The organism is Streptomyces sp. NPDC020489 (assembly GCF_044386545.1).
Classification (GTDB): domain Bacteria; phylum Actinomycetota; class Actinomycetes; order Streptomycetales; family Streptomycetaceae; genus Streptomyces.
Genome location: NZ_JBIRUZ010000001.1, coordinates 839,538 through 858,640 on the forward strand (window position 1 = coordinate 839,538; position 19,103 = coordinate 858,640).

Below are 19,103 nucleotides of genomic sequence, written 5' to 3' on the forward strand. Positions count from 1 at the left end.
CGCTCATGTCCCGGCCCAGGCCGCCGCGATCCGCCCCGCCAGGCGTACGTTGCCCCGGACCGCCGCGAGATTGGCGCTCAGGGAGGCGCCGTCGGTGTGCCGGACCAGGTAGTCGAGAAGGAACGGAGTGACCCCCTGGCCGGAGACGCCCGCGTCCTCGGCCGCCCGCAACGCGTCCCCGAGCACGCGCGCGTGCAGCTCGGGATCCAGTTGCTCGTCCTCGGGGACCGGGTTGGCGACGATGAGCGCCGACTCGGGCCCGTCGAGCGCGTCCTGAGCCCGCATCACCTCCGCCACCCGCGCGGGGGAGTCCAGCGTCCAGTCCACCGGATGCCCCGAGTCGGACAGGTAGAAGCCGGGGAAGCGGTCCGTGCCGTACCCGGCGACCGCCACTCCCAGCGTCTCCAGCCGTTGCAGGGTCGCCGGCACGTCGAGGATCGACTTCACGCCCGCGCAGACCACCGTGATCCGCGTCCGGGCCAGCAGCCCCAGGTCCGCCGACTCGTCCTGTGTCACCGTCCACTCCCGGTGCACCCCGCCGAGCCCACCCGTCGCGAACACCCGCACGCCCGCGAGGGCTGCCAGCTGTGCCGTCGCCGACACGGTGGTCGCCCCGCTCGCACCCGCGGCCACCGCGAGCGGCAGGTCGCGATGGCCCAGCTTGCGGATGCCGTCCTCGTTCGCGACCCGCTCCAACTGGTCCTTGTCCAGGCCGACATGGGGCCGCCCGTCCAGCACCGCGATGGTCGCGGGTACGGCACCCTCCCGCCGTACGACGTCCTCCAGCTCCAGCGCCACCTGTAGGTTCCGCGGTCGCGGCAACCCGTGGGCGATGATCGTGGACTCCAGGGCCACCACGGGTCGACGCGCGTGGACCGCTTCGCGCACTTCCTCCGACAACACCAGCACCACGCGCCTGCCTCCTGTCGATCGGGTTCACCTGATCTCTGGCGGGCGACGCACCCGGCCAAACCCTTGCGGGCTGTCGGGGACGACATCAGCCTGGGGACCATGACGGACAACAGCACACGTCTCGACCATGTCGTCCTCTGGGTACGGGACCCGGTGGCGTCTGCCGCCTTCTACGAGAAGGCGGTCGGCCTGGCACCTGTGCGACTCACCGACTACGCGGCGGGCGCGGTGTCCTTCCCCTCCGTGCGGCTCAACGACGAGACCATCTTCGACCTCATGCCGCACACCATGGCGGACCGGATGACGATGCTCCCCGGTGCCGTCGAGAGCTCCGGCCATCCCGTCAACCACGTCTGCCTGGCCCTGCCCGGCGACGCCTTCCAGGCACTCCGCCTCCGCCTGGAGGAGCAGGCGGTCCCCGTCTCCGACTTCTCCCACGACTCCTTCGGCGCCCGCGGCATGGCCCGTCGCAGCTTCTACTTCCGCGACCCCGACGGCAACGTGTTCGAGGTCCGGCACTACGACTAGCGGGGCGACGGCGCGCCGAGGAGAAACCGCGCGCGTGCCCCCGCCCAAGGCACCCCGCCGTTCCCCTCAGCCCTGCCGGCCCTGCCAGGCGACCCGCTCCGCCCCTCAGAAGAGCGGCTCGGGCAGCACCCCCTCCAGGGCGAGCAGCTTCCGCTTGGTCTCCAGACCGCCTCCGAACCCGCCGATGCCACCGTCGCTCTCGACGACCCGGTGACACGGCACGACCACCGGCAGCGGATTGGCGCCCATGGCCGCACCCACCGCCTGGGCCGCGCCCGGCTGACCGACCCGCCCGGCCAGGTCGCCGTAGCCCACCACACTGCCGTAGGGCACCCCGGAGGCCAGCTCGCGCAGCACCTCACGGTTGAAGCCGGAGATCAGTGACCAGTCCAGGGGCAGCTCGAAATCGCGCCGCGAGCCGTCGAGGTAGGTCTCGATCTGGCGTATCGCCTCGGTCAGCAGCGGAGAGTCGGGCGCCTCGACGGGCGCGGTGCCCAGCCGGGACGCCAGACGGCCAAGCGCGCGCTCGCAAACCGCGTCGGTGGCGTGGAACACGACGGTGACCAGGCCGTCGCGGGTCGCGGCCAGCAGCAGCGGACCGATGGCGGTGTCCACGACGGTCCACACGACCTGCTGCTCGTCCTGCCCATGGCTGTTCATGCGACCCACCGTACGACCCGCCACTGACAACACCCGGGGAACGGGATCTGCCCCGCCCTCTTCGCCGGGGCGGGGCAGCGTTCAGAACCCTTCCACCGCGTCCCGCACCACGTCGGGCCTGTTGGTGATGATGCCGTCGACGCCGTACCTGGCGACCCGCCGAGCGACCTCCGCGTCGTTCACGGTCCAGGTGAAGACCTCCAGCGGCCTGCCGTGCGGCCCCGTGAACGCCTGTACGGCGGAGACGTACGCGGTGGAGATCGTGCTGTACGAGGGGTTGATCTGGTCGGTGAACGCGGCGTAGTCGTTCAGGTTCGTCACCTTCGGCGTACCGAGCAGGCCCGTCTTGACGCCGGGCTTCAGCTCGTGGACGGTCCTGATGCTGTCGGCGCTGAAGCTCTGCACGATCAGCTTCGACCGGTGGCTCCGGTCCAGCCAGTTCTCGTTGGCGAGGACCTTGAGCGTCTGCCGCTCGATGCCCGGGTAGAGCTCGGGGTTCTTGATCTCCAGCAGCAGCTTCTGGTGGTTGCGGTCGACCCGGCGCACGTACTGCTCCAGGGTCGGCACGCGCGCGCCCGCGTACGCGTGGCTGAACCAGCTGCCCGCGTCGAGCCGCGCGATCTCGGCGGCGGTGAAGTCCTTCACCTTCCAGGGAGCCCGGTCGGGAAAGCGCTCCTCGACGTCCGTGGTGCGCCGCAGGGTGTCGTCGTGGACGACGACGAGCTTTCCGTCCCTGGTGCGCTGGACATCGTTCTCGACCCAGCGGACACCCAGCTCGGCGGCCTTGTCGACGGCGGCCAGGGTGTTCTCGGGGGCGTAGGCGGAGGCGCCCCGGTGGGCGATGACCGTCGGTTGTTCCCCGATCTCGGCGGCCCGCACGTGGGAGGTGGGGATCACAAGGGCGGCGGTCCCCAGGAGCGCGGTGGTCGTGGCGGCAACGGCGCGCGCGTGCATGCTGACTCCTTGCGTCGAGCTATCACGGACAGCTCAACTGTGACAGCAGAGGGTCAACAGCAGGGGGGTGCAGAATGGCCACAGACTGAATGGAGTTGCCCAACTCCGCTCACTGGTGCCGCACAACTGCGGCAAGGGCGTGTTTCTTTGCCGGAAAAGCGTTCGACCATTCCGGTGGGGGTCATACTCTCTGCCTCGACCCTGACCGCCCCGGCGGTCCTGGGAAGGGGCGCATTTCAGCACATTCCGGGACGCAAAAGGGCGGGAAGGACAGCCGCGCATGCAAGGCACGGTCGACGGTTTCAGCTACGGGCTCGTCACACCGCTGGTGGCCTACCTGATGGCCTGCCTGGGAGGTGCCCTCGGCCTGCGCTGCACCACCCGTTCCATGCTGGTCTCGAACTCCTGGCGGCCCGGCTGGCTCGCCCTCGGCTCCGCGGCGATCGCCTCCGGTATATGGACCATGCACTTCGTCGCCATGATGGGCTTCACGGTCAAGGACGCCCCGATCCACTACGACAAGCCGATGACGTTCGCGAGTCTCGGCGTCGCGATCCTCATGGTCGGCATCGGGATCTTCATCGTCGGCTACCGGGGTGCCAGCGGTACCGCGCTGTTCACCGGGGGCACCATCACCGGCCTGGGCGTGGCCTCCATGCACTACCTGGGCATGGCCGGCATGCGGTTCAACGGAGAACTGGAGTACAACACCTTCACCGTGGCGGCCTCCGTCGTCATAGCCATGGTCGCCGCCACCGCCGCCCTGTGGGCGGCCGGCCAGGTCAGGGGCTTCCTGTGGAGCGTCGGAGCTAGCCTCGTCATGGGGCTCGCCGTCAGCGGCATGCACTACACCGGCATGGCCGCCCTCAGCGTCCATCTGCACGGCGCCACCGGTGACCCCTCCTCTGGGGACTCGCCCGCCGAACTGCTGGCGCCCATGATGATCGGCCCCCTGGCCTTCCTGCTGCTCGCCGGGGTCGTCGTGATGTTCGACCCGCTGATGGTCATGGGCAAGCCCGACTGGAGTCCCGCCGAGCACAAGCCAGGCATACCGGCGCACGCCGACGTCGCGCACACCCCCCGCGGCCCCTCGATCCGCACCCGTCGAGGCGTGGGCCACCGCGGCTCCCGGACCCCGCAGAACCGCTGATCGGACCGCGTTGTCAGTGGGGAGTCGTACGGTTGACTCCATGCGGCCCGTTTCTCACATCGAACGCACGGTGGCGCCTTTCGAGGTCGTCAGCTCCTACCAGCCCAGCGGCGACCAGCCGGCGGCCATCGCCGACCTGGCCCGGCGCATCAGCGCCGGCGAGAAGGACGTCGTCCTCCTCGGCGCGACCGGCACCGGCAAATCGGCCACCACCGCGTGGATGATCGAGAAGCTCCAGCGCCCCACCCTGGTCATGGCGCCGAACAAGACCCTGGCCGCCCAGCTGGCGAACGAGTTCCGGGAGCTGCTGCCGAACAACGCGGTCGAATACTTCGTCTCGTACTACGACTACTACCAGCCCGAGGCCTACGTCCCGCAGTCGGACACCTACATCGAGAAGGACTCCTCGATCAACGAGGAGGTCGAGCGCCTGCGCCACTCCGCGACCAACTCGCTGCTCACCCGCCGTGACGTCGTCGTGGTCGCCTCGGTCTCCTGCATCTACGGCCTCGGCACGCCCCAGGAGTACGTGGACCGCATGGTCCCCCTGAGGGTCGGCGACGAGATCGACCGCGACCAGCTGCTGCGCCGCTTCGTGGACATCCAGTACACGCGCAACGACCTGGCCTTCACCCGCGGCACCTTCCGCGTCCGCGGCGACACCATCGAGATCTTCCCGGTCTACGAGGAGCTCGCCGTCCGCATCGAGATGTTCGGCGACGAGATCGAGGCGCTCTCCACCCTCCACCCGCTCACCGGCGAGATCATCAGCGACGACCGTCAGCTGTACATCTTCCCGGCCTCCCACTACGTCGCCGGCCCCGAGCGCATGGAGCGGGCGGTCAACGACATCGAGAAGGAGCTCGGCGAGCGCCTGGCCGAACTGGAGAAGCAGGGCAAGCTCCTGGAGGCCCAGCGTCTGCGCATGCGAACGACGTACGACCTGGAGATGCTCCGCCAGATCGGCTCCTGCTCGGGCGTCGAGAACTACTCGATGCACTTCGACGGCCGCGAGCCCGGCTCCCCGCCGAACACCCTGCTGGACTACTTCCCGGACGACTTCCTGCTCGTCATCGACGAGTCCCATGTCACGGTCCCGCAGATCGGCGCCATGTACGAGGGGGACGCCTCCCGCAAGCGCACCCTCGTCGACCACGGCTTCCGGCTGCCCTCCGCGCTCGACAACCGTCCCCTGAAGTGGGAGGAGTTCCAGGAGCGCATCGGTCAGACGGTCTACCTGTCAGCCACGCCCGGCAACTACGAGCTCTCCCGCGGGGACGGTGTCGTCGAGCAGATCATCCGCCCGACGGGCCTCATCGACCCCGAGGTCGTCGTCAAGCCCACCGAGGGCCAGATCGACGACCTGGTGCACGAGATTCGCAAGCGCACCGAGAAGGACGAGCGCGTCCTGGTCACCACGCTCACCAAGAAGATGGCCGAGGACCTCACGGACTACTTCCTGGAACTCGGCATCCAGGTCCGCTACCTGCACAGCGACGTCGACACCCTGCGCCGCGTCGAGCTGCTGCGGGAGCTGCGCTCCGGCGAGTACGACGTCCTGGTCGGCATCAACCTGCTGCGCGAGGGCCTGGACCTGCCCGAGGTGTCCCTGGTGGCGATCCTCGACGCCGACAAGGAGGGCTTCCTGCGCTCCGGCACCTCCCTGATCCAGACCATCGGCCGCGCGGCGCGCAATGTCTCCGGCCAGGTCCACATGTACGCCGACAAGATCACCCCGGCGATGGCGAAAGCGATCGACGAGACCAACCGGCGCCGGGAGAAGCAGGTCGCGTACAACAAGGCCCACGGCATCGACCCCCAGCCGCTGCGCAAGAAGATCAACGACATCGTGGCCCAGATCGCCCGCGAGGACGTCGACACCGAACAGCTGCTCGGCTCCGGCTACCGCAAGCAGAAGGACGGCAAGGCCGCCAAGGCCCCCGTGCCCGCCCTCGGCGGCAAGGCGGCCAAGAGCGCCAAGGGCAAGGCCAAGCAGACGGCGCCCACCGACCGCCCCGCGGCGGAACTCGCCGAGCAGATCGAGGAGATGACCGAGCGCATGCGCGCCGCCGCGGCGGACCTGCAGTTCGAGATCGCGGCCCGACTGCGCGACGAGGTCTCCGAGATGAAGAAGGAGTTGCGCCAGATGCGGGAGGGCGGCCTGGCCTGACCGGCGCTCGACCCCGATTCGAACGCGGTGTGTTGCAAGACCGACACAAAGTGCGGACCTGGGTAGCGGCACTGTCAGTGCCCCTGCGTAGGGTTCTGGTCAACCGCGCACTGCGCGGCAACAGGGGACAGTCCGAGAGGGGAATCAGCGCGTGACCGTCAACATGACCAAGGGTCAGGCCATCAGTCTGCAGAAGAACGATGGCGCCAGCCTGACTTCGGTGCGCATGGGTCTCGGCTGGCAGGCGGCTCCCCGTCGCGGCCTGTTCGGCTCGCGCACCCGGGAGATCGACCTGGACGCCTCCGCCGTGCTCTTCGCGGACAAGCAGCCGGTCGACGTCGTCTTCTTCCGCCACCTGGTGAGCGACGACGGCTCGGTGCGCCACACCGGCGACAACCTCGTCGGCGGTGTCGGTCAGGGCGGCGACGACGAGGCGATCCTCGTCGACCTGGCGCGCGTCCCGGTCCACATCGACCAGATCGTCTTCACCGTGAACTCCTTCACGGGCCAGACCTTCCAGGAGGTGCAGAACGCGTTCTGCCGCCTGGTCGACGAGACCAACGGCCAGGAACTGTCCCGCTACACGCTCGCGGGCGGCGGCGCCTACACGGCCCAGATCATGGCCAAGGTGCACCGCACGGGCGCCGGCTGGACGATGACGGCCCTCGGCACGCCCGCCAACGGCCGCACCTTCCAGGACCTGATGCCGGCGATCCTGCCGCACCTGTAGGCCGCGAGCGGCACCCGACACCGAACAGCGACACAGGGGGACGAAGGCATGACGGCCGAGCTGGTGCGGGGGCAGAACCACCCGCTCTCCCAGGCCCGTCTGGAGCTCCGGGTCTCGGCCGGCAAGCCGGTCGTGGCCGGGGCGACGCTGAGCGACGAGCACGGCAAGGTGCACGGCGTGGAGTGGGTGGCCCACCCGGGCGCACCCACCCTGCCCGGCCTGGAGGTGTCCCGGCAGGCCGCCGCCGACCACCGCCTCGCGGTGGACCTCGACGCCATGCCGGAGGCCGTGCACCGGATCAGCGTGCTGCTCGCCCTGCCCACCGGGGTGGCGGGACCCGTCCGCTTCGGCGGTCTGGCCGCCCCCTTCGTCGCCGTCACCGGTCTCGACGGCACGGAGGTCGCCAGCTACACCATCACCGGCCTGGAGGCCGAGTCGGCCGTCGTCGCCCTGGAGCTCTACCGCCGCCAGGGTGCCTGGAAGGTGCGCGCGGTCGGCCAGGGGTACGCCGGCGGCCTCGCCGACCTCCTCGCCGACCAGGGCCTCGCGGAGGCACACACCCTCGCCGGCGGCATCAACGAGGCCGTGGCCCAGGGCCTGGCCCGTTCCGTGCAGGCCCCGCAGCGCAGCACCGACGGCGACCGCACCCGGCAGACGGCCGCCCCGGCGCTCGGCGCCGACCAGAGCGGAACGTCCCCGCAGAGCCCCGTACCGCCGCAGCCGCCGATGCCGTCCTACGGCGCGCCGTCACCCGGCCAGCAGACGTACGGCGCCCAGGGCGGCCCGCAGGGTCCCACCGACCCCTCGGCGGCCACCCAGCCGTCGACGCCCACGACACCCGCCGCCGGCGGCCCCGTCGACTACAGCCACCCGCGCCGGCAGACCACCGCGCCGCCCCCGCCCCCGCCGACCGCGCCCCCGGCCCAGCCCGGACAGCCGCAGCAGCCCGTCGCGGGGGACGCGACCGGCTGGTCCATGGACGAGCGGCTCTACAACCAGGTGTGGGGCATGTTCGAGGACCTGGCCCGCAGCACGGCCGCGTACCGCAGCGCGGTGGACTTCGCCGACTCGCGCATGGAGAAGGAGCTCGACCAGGTCCTGTCCGACCCGCGCAGCCGGATCGGCGGCCAGGGCGACGCCGCGCGTGAGGCGGCCCGCGCCAAGCACGCCCAACTGGTCGAGCAGGCCCAGGCCGCCCTCGACCGGGACCTCGCCCAGCTCGCCGCCGAGGCCGACGTCGTGGAGCCCGCGCTCCCGCCCGCCTACGCGCGCTGGGACAACCCCGTCTGGCACGGCTACCGGGTGCCGATGGAGATCCCCATGGCCCTGCGCCTGGGCGACCTCCATCTGCCCGAGGCCCCGGCCGTCACCATCCCGATGCTGGTCAGGCTGCCGCTGGAGCGCGGACTGTGGATCGACAGCGGGCGGAGCGGCACGCTCGACGGCTCGTTCGCCGACGCCCACGAGGTGAAGCGGCTGGCCATGGACACCGCCGTGGCGATCGCGGCGCGGCTGCTGGCCGTGTACCCGGCGGGCGAGTTCACCGTGCACGCCATCGACCCGGCAGGCTCCGGCGGACAGGCGCTGGTGCCGCTGGTGCAGCCCGGCGTGCTCGCGGGCCCCCCGGCCATCGGCGCCGCCGGTGTGACGGACGTCCTCGCCCGGCTCACCCAGCGGGTAGACCTGGTGCAGATGGCGGTGCGCGGCGGCGCGCCCGACGCCCTCCCACCGGGCTTCGACACCTCCGAGCAACTGCTGATCGTCAACGACTTCCCGCACGGCTTCGACGACCGCGCGGTGACCCAGCTGCGCTACCTGGCGGACGAGGGGCCGGCGGTCGGCGTCCACCTGATGATGGTCGCGGACCGCGAGGAGGCCTCCGCGTACGGCCCGTTGCTCGACCCCCTGTGGCGTTCGCTGCTGCGACTGACACCGGTGCCGGACGACCATCTCGCCGACCCGTGGGTCGGGCATGCCTGGACGTACGAGCCCTCGCTGGTGCCCTCGGGCAGCCAGGTGCTCCACCAGGTGCTCCAGCAGGTGGCAATGGCTCGCACCAAGTACACGTAAAGGCGCCTGACCAGGCACTTTGACCTTCCTTTTGCCAACCGCTTTACCGTTCCTTGGTAATTGGGGTACGGTTGTCTTCACGGAGGGGAGTACTCCCTGTCGATGCGGCGTTCCCGTCAATACGGATCAGGTCATGCGGTTCAGGCCTGAATCCCGGGGCGTCGGCCCACCCTGGGTGGAAGAGACCTCCGGCAGCGCGACGACGCTGGTTATTTGCCGTTACGTAATGCCGGAGGCGCAGCTATGGATGTTTCCGCGACCCTGTGGGTCCTGACGATCGTGGGCCTCGCCGCCCTGATCGCGGTCGACTTCTTCATCGGCCGCAAGCCGCACGACGTGTCCATCAAGGAAGCCGGGATCTGGACGGCCGTCTGGATCGCCCTGGCCGGTCTGTTCGGCCTCGGCCTGCTCCTCTTCGCCGGCGGGCAGCCCGCCGGTGAGTTCTTCGCCGGCTTCATCACCGAGAAGTCGCTGAGCGTCGACAACCTCTTCGTCTTCGTCCTGATCATGGCGAAGTTCGCGGTCCCCTCGCAGTACCAGCAGCGCGTGCTCCTCATCGGTGTCCTGATAGCCCTGGTCCTGCGGGCGATCTTCATCGCCGCGGGCGCCGCCATCCTCGCCAGCTTCGCGTGGGTCTTCTACCTCTTCGGCGCGTTCCTGATCTGGACGGCCTGGAAGCTCATCCAGGAGGCCCGGGCCGACGAGGAGGACGAGGAGTTCGAGGAGAACAAGCTGCTCAAGGCGGCCGAGCGCCGCTTCGGTGTCGCCGACCGCTACCACGGCACCAAGCTGTGGATCGAGGAGAACGGCAAGCGGATCATGACCCCGATGCTGGTCGTGATGCTCGCGATCGGCACCACCGACGTCCTCTTCGCCCTCGACTCGATCCCCGCGATCTTCGGCCTCACGCAGGACCCGTACATCGTGTTCACGGCCAACGCCTTCGCCCTGATGGGTCTGCGCCAGCTGTACTTCCTCATCGGCGGCCTGCTGAGGAAGCTGGTCCACCTCAGCTACGGCCTGTCGATCATCCTGGGCTTCATCGGCGTCAAGCTGGTGCTGCACGCGCTGCACGAGTCCGGTGTCCACGTCCCCGAGATCTCCATCCCGGTCTCCCTCGGCGTGATCTGCTCGGTCCTGATCGTCACCACGATCACCAGTCTGCGAGCCTCCAAGAAGCAGGCGGCGGCCGAGGCGGCGCAGAAGCGCAGCGATGGCGCTCCGAAGGACAGCATCGACGCCTGACCACGTCGGACGTAGGAACAACGAGCACCGGGAGCACCCCGCGGCCGATTGCCGCGCACCGCTCCCGGTGCTTCCGTTATGTCCGAAGCGTCTCCAATCCGGGGACGCCGTAGCCGGGTGGAGGCGCCATGGACGCACCCATGAAGTTCGTGCAGATCATCGAGTACGAGACCGATCGCGCCGACGAGATGCGTGAGATGGGCGAGCAGGCGGAGCAGCGGTTCGGCAGTCGCAGTGGTGGCCCCACCCACCGTCTCGTCCTGCGGGACCGCGACCATCCCAACCGCTACCTCGCCGTGATCGAGTTCGACTCCTACGAGGAGGCCATGAGCAACAGCAACGACCCGGAGACGGGCAAGTTCGCGCAGGAGATGGCCGCGCTCTGCACCAAGCAGCCGACGTTCACCAACTGTGACGTCGTGGACAGCGCCGACCTCAGGTAGGTCCACGGGGCCCCGTCCCACCCGGGTGCGGGGCCCCCGTGCCTCTGCGATCATCGCTGTATGATCAATCGGCTCAGGGCGCTCACCACCCAGTGGACCGCGCTCGTGCCGGTGCTCGCGGTCGTGCTCCTGGCCTTCACCTGGGGCCGCGACCTGCCGGGCGCGATGGTCGCCCTGGTGACGCTGGTCCTGGCGGGCGCCGTTCTGGCCGCCGTGCATCACGCCGAAGTGGTCGCCCACCGGGTCGGCGAACCCTTCGGCTCCCTCGTCCTTGCCGTGGCCGTCACCATCATCGAGGTCGCCCTCATCGTCACCCTGATGGCGGATGGCGGCGACAAAGGATCGACCCTCGCCCGGGACACCGTCTTCGCGGCTGTGATGATCACCTGCAACGGCATCGTCGGCATCTGCCTCCTGGTCGCCTCCCTGCGCCACGGCCTCGCCGTCTTCAACCCCGAGGGCACCGGCGCCGCCCTCGCCACCGTCGCCACTCTGGCCACCCTGAGCCTGGTCCTGCCGACCTTCACCACGAGCAAGCCCGGCCCGGAGTTCTCCGGCGTGCAGCTCACCTTCGCCGCCCTCTCCTCGCTGGTCCTGTACGGCCTGTTCGTGGCGACGCAGACCGTGCGGCACCGCGACTACTTCCTCCCGATCACCCGCCAGGGCGAGGTCATCACCGCCGACGACCACGCCGACGCGCCGAGCGCCCGAACCGCTCTGACCAGCCTCGGGCTGCTGGGCCTGGCCCTGGTCGGGGTCGTCGGCCTCGCCAAGGGCGTGTCGCCCACCATCGAGTCCGGGGTCGAGGCCGCAGGCCTGCCGCACGCCGTCGTCGGTGTGATCATCGCCCTGCTGGTGCTGCTCCCGGAGACCATCGCCGCGCTGCGTTCCGCCCGCCGCGACCGCGTGCAGACCAGCCTCAACCTCGCCCTCGGCTCGGCGATGGCCAGCATCGGCCTCACCATCCCCGCGGTCGCCCTGGCGTCCATCTGGCTGGACGGGCCGCTCGTCCTCGGCCTCGGCGCCACCCACATGGTGCTGCTCGCCCTCACCGTGGTGGTCAGCTCCCTGACCGTGGTCCCGGGCCGGGCCACCCCACTCCAGGGCGGCGTGCACCTGGTGCTGTTCGCGGCGTATCTGGAGCTGGCGATCAACCCTTAGGCCGACGATCACCCCCTGGGCTGACCATCGATCCCTGGGCCGACGATGATCCCCAGGCGCCGACCTGGCACCGAAGGCGGCGGCCCCGGGTCACCGAGCACCTCGGCCTCCCTCAGACGGCGGCGGCTCTCGGTCAACCCCTCCGGCGACGGCGGCGACTCTCGGCCAACCCCTACGACGGCAGCGATCAACCTCTGGGCAGACATCAATCCATGACAGGTTCCGACGCGGTCGCGGCGACCACCGGCACCGGGCGCGTCTCCGGCAACAGCGCGAAGCAGCCCAGGCTCACCAGTGCGATCCCCGTCAGATACGCCCCCACACCCCACGGCACCCGGCCGCCCCGCTCGGCAAGAGCCGTCGCCACGATCGGCGTGAGCGCGCCGCCGAGGACCCCGCCGAGGTTGTAGCCGACCGCGGCGCCCGTGCAGCGCACCCGCGGCTCGTAGAGCTCGGGCAGATACGCGGCGATCACCGCGAACATCGTGACGAACGCGAGCAGGGCGCCCAGGAACCCCACGAACATCAGCAGCGGTTCGCCCGTCGACAGCAGCGCCACCATCGGGAACATCCACACGGCCGCCGCCGCACACCCGGCCAGACACAGCGGCTGGCGCCCGTAACGGTCGCCGAGCAGCGCGGCCACCGGCGTGAGAGAGCCCTTCACCAGGACCGCGGCCATGATGCAGGCCAGCATCACGGTACGGCCCACCCCCAGCCGTTCCGTCGCATAGGCGAGGGACCAGGTCGTGACGGCGTAGAAGATCGCGTAGCCGACCGCGAGCGCGCCGGCGGTGAGCAGGACGAGCCGCCAGTGGTGGCGCACCACCTCGACGAGCGGCACGCGCGCGTGGTCGTCGAGTTCGAGGAAGCTCGGGCTCTCGGTGAGCGAGGAGCGCAGCCACAGCCCCGCCAGGGCCAGCGCCCCCGCCGCCCAGAACGGCACCCGCCACCCCCAGGCGGCGAACTGGGCCTCGGTCAGCGCCGCCGACAGCACCAGCATGACGCCGTTGGCTAGCAGGAAGCCCACCGCGGGGCCGATCTGCGGGAAGCTCGACCACAGGGCGCGCCGCTCGGGTGGCGCGTGCTCGGCCGCCAGCAGGACGGCTCCGCCCCACTCCCCGCCCAGGCCGAGGCCCTGAAGGAACCGCAGCACGAGAAGCAGCAGGGGAGCGGCCACCCCGATCGAGTGGTACGTCGGTACGCAGCCCATCGCGACCGTGGCGCCGCCGGTCAGCAGCAGCGAGGCGACGAGGACCGGCCGCCGCCCGTGCCGGTCCCCGATGTGCCCGAACAGCACCGAACCCAACGGCCGGGCGACGAACCCGACCCCGAACGTGCCGAACGCGGCCAGTGTCCCCGCGAGCGTCGAGAACGTCGGGAAGAACAGCGGCCCCAGCACCAGTGCCGCCGCGGTCCCGTAGACGAAGAAGTCGTAGAACTCGATGGCCGTGCCGGCGAGCGAGGCGGCCGCGAGCCGCAGCATGGAAGGCGCCCTTACGGTGCGTACGTCGTGCATGCCGCGTCAACCACCCACGGTCACCACGGGTTACGGGGGGCGTGCGGTGGCGCTCCAGGCTCAGTACGTGACGGTGATGCGCCGGGCGGGGCCGTCGACGCGGACGAGACCGCCGTAGGGGATGACCAGTTGCGGGTCGGTGTGGCCGAGGTCGACGTCGAGGACGATCGGGGTCTCGGGGGCGTACGCCCGCATGGCGCGCAGCACGGCCTCGCGCTGGTCGGAGGCGTAACGAGCCGCCTCCTCGGGACCGTTGGGCCGCTCGAAGGACCATGTCCTCGCGCGGCCCAGCAGCAGCGCGGAGAACCGCTGGAGGAGCCCGCGCTCACCCATGTTCCTGAGCGTCCAGAAGACCTCGTCGGCGCTCGGCATACCCTCCGACGTCTCCAGGATCAGCACATCACCGTCGTACTCGCCGAGATCGTGAGAGATCTCGCGGTCGGCCATCAGTAGCCAGCCCACGATCTCCAGGCAGCCGCCCCAGGTCCGGCCCTCGACCACGCGGTCGGCGTTGACCCAGGTCCAGCCGGTGCCCGGCTTGCTCTGCGGTTCCGCGTCGAAGGTCGCGGGGTCCGCCCAGTCGCCGTTGACGTCGTTCCAGCGGTCGGCGGGCCGCAACTCGTACTCACCGGAGGTGAACAGAGCGGCCCGCAGGCTCGCGGCGGTCTGCGGGTGCATGGCGCCGGGGCGGCCCAGCTCGCACATCACCGTCGAGCCGTGGTAGCCGACGATCCCCGTGTTGCGCAGGTACATCAGCAGGTTGGTGTTGTCGCTCATCCCGAAGAACGGTTTCGGGTTCGCCCGGATCACCTCCCGGTCCAGGAAGGGCAGCACGGTGATCTGGTCGTCGCCGCCGATGGAGGCCATGACCACCTTGACGTCCGGGTCGGCGAAGGCGGCGTTGACGTCTGCGGCCCGGTCCTGCGGGCTCGCGCCCATCCTGCGGGTCGTCGGGTACTCGACGGGCTCGAGACCGTACTCCTCGCGCAGCCGCCCCAGGCCCAGTTCGTACGGGCGTGGGAAGAGGCCGGGCAGGCCGGCGCCCGCGGAGACGACCGCGACACGGTCGCCGGGCACGGGCTTGGGCGGGTACGAGATCGTCGTCATTGCAGGAGGGTAGGGGTGATCACCGGCTCGGCGCACCGTGATAAACCGGGTCCGAGCAGCGGTCCTCACGCGATCGCGCACCCTTCACCGGACCGGAGGAACCGTGCCCCGCACCCTGGCCAACGCCCCGATCATGATCCTCAACGGCCCCAACCTGAACCTGCTCGGTCAGCGCCAGCCGGAGATCTACGGTTCCGACACGCTCGCCGACGTGGAGGCCCTGTGCGCCAAGACGGCGGCCGCGCACGGCGGCACCGTCGACTTCCGGCAGTCCAACCACGAGGGCGAGCTGGTCGACTGGATCCAGGAGGCGCGTCTCCACCACTGCGGGATCGTCATCAACCCCGGCGCCTACTCGCACACGTCGGTCGCGATCCTGGACGCACTCAACACCTGTGACGGACTGCCGGTGCTGGAGGTCCACATCTCCAACATCCACCAGCGGGAGTCCTTCCGGCACCACTCGTACGTCTCCCTGCGCGCCGACGGCGTCATCGCGGGTTGTGGCGTCCAGGGGTACGCGTTCGGCGTGGAGCGGGTGGCGGCGCTGGCGGGGGCGGGACAGGCCGAGGCGTAAGTCCCGTCCTCCTGGAGGGCGCCTGTTACCGGCGCTCGGCCCCCTCTACAGGCGCCCCGCCTCCACGATCCGTCGGAGGAAGCGCTGCGTGCGCTCCTGCTGGGGGTCGCCGAAGATCTGCTCGGCCGTCCCGTGTTCCAGCACCACGCCTCCGTCCAGAAAACAAACCTGGTCGGCGACGTCACGCGCGAAGCCCATCTCGTGCGTGGCCAGCACCATCGTCATGCCGTCGTCCTTGAGGTCGCGGACGACCGTGAGCACCTCGCCCACGAGTTCCGGGTCGAGGGCGGCGGTGATCTCGTCGAGCAGCAGCAGCCGGGGGCGTACGGCGAGCGCGCGCACGATCGCGACCCGCTGCTGCTGACCGCCGCTGAGCCGGTCCGGGTACTCGCCCGCCTTGCCGCCGAGCCCGAGCCGCTCCAGCAGCTCCCTGCCGCGCTCCTCGGCCTCCGCGCGGGACACCCCGTGCACCCGCCGCGGGGCGAGCGTGATGTTCTCCAGCACGGTCATGTGCGGGAAGAGGTTGTACGCCTGGAAAACCACGCCGATACGGCGGCGTACCGCGTCCTGGTCGACCCGCGGATCGGTGATCTCCTCGCCGTCCAGCCAGATCGCCCCGTCGTCGATCTCCTCCAGGAGGTTGGCGCAGCGCAACAAAGTGGACTTGCCGGAACCCGAGGCGCCGATCAGCGCGGTCACCGTGTGCGGGGCGACCTCCAGGTCCACGTCCCGCAGGACGACCGAGCCGCCGAACGTCTTGCGGACGGACTCCATCCGCAACACCGGCGCGTCTGCGTCGCTCATGTGGTCCCTCCCTGGGCCCGCTGCCGGTCCATCCGGGCCGTCACCCAGTCGGTGAACCGGGTCATCGGGATGGTCAGCGCGACGAAGACCAGGCCCGCGACGATGTACGGCGTGTAGTTGAGGCTGCGGCCGACGATGATGTCGGCGGCGCGCACGGCGTCCACCGCGCCGCCGATCGACACCAGGCCGGTGTCCTTCTGGAGCGACACCAGGTCGTTCAGAAGGGGCGGCACCTGCCGTCGCACCGCCTGCGGCAGCACCACGTGCCGCAGCGTCTGCCGGTTGGAGAGGCCCAACGAGCGGGCCGCCGCGCGCTGCGAGGGGTGGATGGACTCGATGCCGGCGCGGAACACCTCGGCCACGTACGCCGAGTACGTCAGCGTCAGCGCCGTTCCGCCCAGCAGCACCGGGTCGACGGTCACGCCCTGGAGCCGGAGCGCCGGCACGCCGAGGACGACGATCATCAAGTTGATGATGAGCGGAAGCCCGCGGAAGAAGTCCGTGTAGGCGGCGGCGAGCACGCGCAGCGGGAAGAACACCGGACCGCGCAGGGTGCGAGCGATGGCGATGAGCATGCCCAGGACGAGCACGGCCACGCCGCAGACCAGCAGCAGCCGGAGGTTCAGCCACAGCCCTTCCAGGACCTTGGGGAGCGCCTCGCGCGCGTACTCCGCGTCGAAGAACGTCCCCTTGGTGCGCGGCCAGCCGGGCGCGTTGACGACGACCAGGTAGAGCACGACAGCCGTGACGAGCGTCGAGAGGGCGCCGAGCGCCGTGGCGCGGCGGGAGCGGGCGCGCTGGTGGCGCTCCCGCGCGAGCCGTCGCTCGGAGGGCGTGTACGAATCGCCCGGGTCCGCCGACGGCGCGCCCGACTCGTCCTTCGTGAGCGTCACTTGAGCACCGGGGCGTCGACGGCGTCGGACAGCCACTGCTGCTCGATCTTCGCCAGGGTGCCGTTCTCGCGCAGGGTGTCGACGGCCTCGGTCACGCAGGAGGTCAGCGGGCTGCCCTTGTCGAGGACCAGGCCGAACTGCTCCGGCGTACCGCCCTGGTTCTCGAACTGGCCGACGATCTCGGCGTCCGTCACTTCGGCCGCGGTGATGTAGAACGCGGTCGGCAGGTCGACGACGATGGCGTCCACCTGGCCGTTCTTCAGGGCGGACTTGGCCTGGTCGTTCTTGGCGTAGGCGGCGGCCTCCTGGGTCGGCTTCACCACGTCCGCGATGTAGTTGAGACTCGTCGTGCCGACCTGCGCGCCCAGCTTGAGGCCCTTGAGGTCCGCGATGCTCTTCGCCTTCGCCGCCTTGGTGCCCTTGAGGGCGATGACGGCCTGGCGCACGTCGTAGTAGCCGGACGAGAAGTCCACGGCCTTCTTGCGCTCGGCGCTGATCGACACCTGGTTGATGTCGAAGTCGAATGTCTTCTCCCCGGGCGCGAACGCCTTGTTGAACGGCACGCTCTGCCAGACGACGGCACTCCTGTCGTAACCGAGCTGCTCCGCCACGGCATACGCGACCGCGGACTCGAACCCCTTGCCGTTGGCGGGCTTGTCGTCCTTGAACCAGGGCTCGTAGGCCGGTTCGTCGGTGGCGATCGTCAGCTTGCCGGAGGTCTCGGTGGCCAGCTTGCCCTTGGCGCACGTGGTGCCGGCCGACGACCCCGAGGGTGTGGCGGCCGCGTCCTCCTCGGGCTGCGGGGCGCAGCCGACGGCGGTGGCGAGCAGGGCTATGGTCGCGGCGGCGACAGCGCGGCGCAGTGTGCGAGGGGCGAGGTGCATGGCGGGAGATTGACAGCCGGTCGCCCCGTTTGTCGAGGTCACGACGGGATTTGTCCGCATACTGGGAACCGGTGTTGCGTTCTTGTGAACGCCGCCTGTCAACGCCCCCTGTGAACGCCCGTGGGGCGCGTCGCCGGGGCCGCCGGCCGAGGGCAGGGATCGGAAGACCGGCGGCCCGTGCCGCGCAGGAGCCGTCATCCTGTGCGGGGCTGCCACCAGTTGACCGCGCAACGATGTGCGCCGGGAGCGTGCGCGGGGCGCCGACGCGAGCGATCGCTTCACACGGGGCGCGTGTGAGCGGTCTGCGCGGGGCGCGCGCGAGGAGGTGCGCGCCGGGGGCGCAAAGGGGTGGGGTGTGTGGGCGCGCGTTGCAAACGGGGCGGGCGAGGGGGACACGTGCCGGGTGGGCGGGGCAGGGGGGCGGGCGACAGGGGGGTTCCACGCTGGCCGTGTGCCGTGTGCCGTGTGCCGTGTGCCGTGTGCCCGGCGGCTGGCAGCGGCTACGCACCGAACCCGCGGTCGGTCGTCCCGCGCCTGGCGTACGGGCGCGCGTGTGCGCCGCGTATCCCGCGGATCACCACCCGCGCGCGTGCCACTCCGGCAGGTGGGGGCGTTCGGCGCCGAGCGTGGTGTCGTTGCCGTGGCCCGGGTAGACCCACGTCTCGTCCGGCAGCGCGTCGAAGATCTTCGTCTCCACGTCGTGGATGAGACGCGCGAACGCCTCAGGATCCTGGCGGGTGTTGCCCACGCCGCCGGGGAAGAGGCAGTCACCGGTGAACACGTGGGGATGGCCGTGCGGGTCGTCGTAGACGAGCGCGATCGAGCCGGGTGTGTGGCCGACGAGATGACGCGCGGTCAGCTCCACCTGCCCCACCCGGATCGTGTCACCGTCGTCGACGAGGACATCGGTCGGTACGGGGATGCCGCCGGCGTCCTCGCGGCCCGCGTACGTACGGGCGCCGGTGGCCTCGACGACCCGGGCGAGGGCCTGCCAGTGGTCGCCGTGCTGGTGCGTGGTGACGACGGACGCGATGCCGTCGGCGCCGATCGTGCCGAGCAGCGCCTCCGCGTCGTCGGCCGCGTCGATCAGCAGTTGCTCGTCCGTGGCCCGGCAGCGCAGCAGATAGGCGTTGTTGTTCATCGGGCCGACCGCGATCTTGGTGATCATCAGGTCCTTCAGCTCGTGCACGTCCGCCGGGCCGCCGACCGTCACCTGTCCGCTGTACGTCATGGCGGCAGCCTATAGCGGGCGGGGCGGGGGAGGGCTGTCGAGGTGTCCCGTCGGCCCTCCCCGGC

General features: G+C 70.5%; 18 protein-coding genes. 9 read left to right on the plus strand and 9 right to left on the minus strand.

Annotated elements, in window-relative coordinates; translation table 11 throughout:
• Nucleotides 1-3: 3 nt before the first annotated feature.
• Nucleotides 4-912: a pseudouridine-5'-phosphate glycosidase gene (locus tag ACH41F_RS03765; protein ID WP_398832658.1), complete on the minus strand. Its 909-nt coding sequence runs from the start codon at nt 910-912 to the stop codon at nt 4-6.
• A 99-nt stretch (nt 913-1,011) separates the two neighbouring features.
• Between ACH41F_RS03765 and ACH41F_RS03770 the strand changes: the two genes are divergently transcribed.
• Nucleotides 1,012-1,440, plus strand: a complete 429-nt coding sequence (locus tag ACH41F_RS03770) for a VOC family protein (protein WP_398832660.1) — start codon at nt 1,012-1,014, stop codon at nt 1,438-1,440.
• 105 nt (nt 1,441-1,545) lie between these two features.
• Here the strand turns inward: ACH41F_RS03770 and ACH41F_RS03775 are convergent, their stop codons facing one another.
• Entirely contained in the window at nt 1,546-2,100 is a 555-nt protein-coding gene (locus tag ACH41F_RS03775) for a methylated-DNA--[protein]-cysteine S-methyltransferase (RefSeq protein ID WP_398832663.1), read from the minus strand.
• A gap of 81 nt (nt 2,101-2,181) precedes the next feature.
• Nucleotides 2,182-3,054, minus strand: a complete 873-nt coding sequence (locus tag ACH41F_RS03780; protein ID WP_398832666.1) for a glycerophosphodiester phosphodiesterase — start codon at nt 3,052-3,054, stop codon at nt 2,182-2,184.
• A gap of 280 nt (nt 3,055-3,334) precedes the next feature.
• Here ACH41F_RS03780 and ACH41F_RS03785 point away from each other — a divergent pair, with 280 nt between their 5' ends.
• The 7 genes from ACH41F_RS03785 to ACH41F_RS03815 all read left to right on the plus strand — a co-directional run bounded on the left by ACH41F_RS03785 (nt 3,335) and on the right by ACH41F_RS03815 (nt 12,023).
• On the plus strand, nt 3,335-4,204 hold the full coding sequence (locus ACH41F_RS03785) for an MHYT domain-containing protein (RefSeq protein WP_391230269.1): 870 nt from the start codon (nt 3,335-3,337) through the stop codon (nt 4,202-4,204).
• Between the two features lie 40 nt (nt 4,205-4,244).
• On the plus strand, nt 4,245-6,374 hold the full coding sequence (gene uvrB / locus ACH41F_RS03790; protein WP_391230271.1) for an excinuclease ABC subunit UvrB: 2,130 nt from the start codon (nt 4,245-4,247) through the stop codon (nt 6,372-6,374).
• Between the two features lie 151 nt (nt 6,375-6,525).
• A complete protein-coding gene (locus ACH41F_RS03795) occupies nt 6,526-7,104 on the plus strand; it encodes a TerD family protein (RefSeq protein ID WP_391230272.1) in 579 nt (192 codons plus the stop codon).
• 48 nt (nt 7,105-7,152) lie between these two features.
• Entirely contained in the window at nt 7,153-9,174 is a 2,022-nt protein-coding gene (locus ACH41F_RS03800) for a TerD family protein (RefSeq protein ID WP_391230274.1), read from the plus strand.
• A gap of 243 nt (nt 9,175-9,417) precedes the next feature.
• Nucleotides 9,418-10,419, plus strand: coding sequence for a TerC/Alx family metal homeostasis membrane protein (locus ACH41F_RS03805; protein ID WP_391230276.1), 1,002 nt, complete (start codon nt 9,418-9,420; stop codon nt 10,417-10,419).
• Nucleotides 10,420-10,547: 128 nt separating this feature from the next.
• On the plus strand, nt 10,548-10,862 hold the full coding sequence (locus ACH41F_RS03810) for a hypothetical protein (RefSeq protein WP_391230278.1): 315 nt from the start codon (nt 10,548-10,550) through the stop codon (nt 10,860-10,862).
• A gap of 60 nt (nt 10,863-10,922) precedes the next feature.
• Nucleotides 10,923-12,023: a calcium:proton antiporter gene (locus ACH41F_RS03815; RefSeq protein WP_391230280.1), complete on the plus strand. Its 1,101-nt coding sequence runs from the start codon at nt 10,923-10,925 to the stop codon at nt 12,021-12,023.
• 205 nt (nt 12,024-12,228) lie between these two features.
• On the opposite strand, the gene ACH41F_RS03820 is transcribed toward ACH41F_RS03815, so the two are convergent.
• Together ACH41F_RS03820 and ACH41F_RS03825 are read right to left on the minus strand one after the other, a co-directional pair.
• Complete coding sequence (locus ACH41F_RS03820; RefSeq protein ID WP_398832671.1) at nt 12,229-13,542, minus strand: MFS transporter; 1,314 nt, start codon at nt 13,540-13,542, stop codon at nt 12,229-12,231.
• A 60-nt stretch (nt 13,543-13,602) separates the two neighbouring features.
• A complete protein-coding gene (locus tag ACH41F_RS03825) occupies nt 13,603-14,649 on the minus strand; it encodes a S66 peptidase family protein (RefSeq protein WP_398832673.1) in 1,047 nt (348 codons plus the stop codon).
• A gap of 103 nt (nt 14,650-14,752) precedes the next feature.
• On the opposite strand from ACH41F_RS03825, the gene aroQ reads away from it, so the two are divergent.
• Complete coding sequence (gene aroQ, locus ACH41F_RS03830) at nt 14,753-15,226, plus strand: type II 3-dehydroquinate dehydratase (RefSeq protein WP_391230284.1); 474 nt, start codon at nt 14,753-14,755, stop codon at nt 15,224-15,226.
• 45 nt (nt 15,227-15,271) lie between these two features.
• On the opposite strand, the gene ACH41F_RS03835 is transcribed toward aroQ, so the two are convergent.
• The 4 genes from ACH41F_RS03835 to ACH41F_RS03850 form a co-directional block, all read right to left on the minus strand.
• Nucleotides 15,272-16,030, minus strand: a complete 759-nt coding sequence (locus ACH41F_RS03835; RefSeq protein ID WP_391230286.1) for an ATP-binding cassette domain-containing protein — start codon at nt 16,028-16,030, stop codon at nt 15,272-15,274.
• Nucleotides 16,027-16,923, minus strand: coding sequence for an amino acid ABC transporter permease (locus ACH41F_RS03840; RefSeq protein WP_398832675.1), 897 nt, complete (start codon nt 16,921-16,923; stop codon nt 16,027-16,029). The genes ACH41F_RS03835 and ACH41F_RS03840 overlap by 4 nt, the downstream gene beginning before the upstream one ends.
• The gene (locus ACH41F_RS03845; RefSeq protein WP_391230289.1) at nt 16,920-17,807 is read right to left on the minus strand and encodes a transporter substrate-binding domain-containing protein; all 888 of its coding nucleotides are present in this window, start codon (nt 17,805-17,807) and stop codon (nt 16,920-16,922) included. The genes ACH41F_RS03840 and ACH41F_RS03845 overlap by 4 nt, the downstream gene beginning before the upstream one ends.
• 574 nt (nt 17,808-18,381) lie before the next feature.
• Entirely contained in the window at nt 18,382-19,038 is a 657-nt protein-coding gene (locus ACH41F_RS03850) for an MBL fold metallo-hydrolase (protein ID WP_391230291.1), read from the minus strand.
• Between the last annotated feature and the right edge of the window lie 65 nt (nt 19,039-19,103).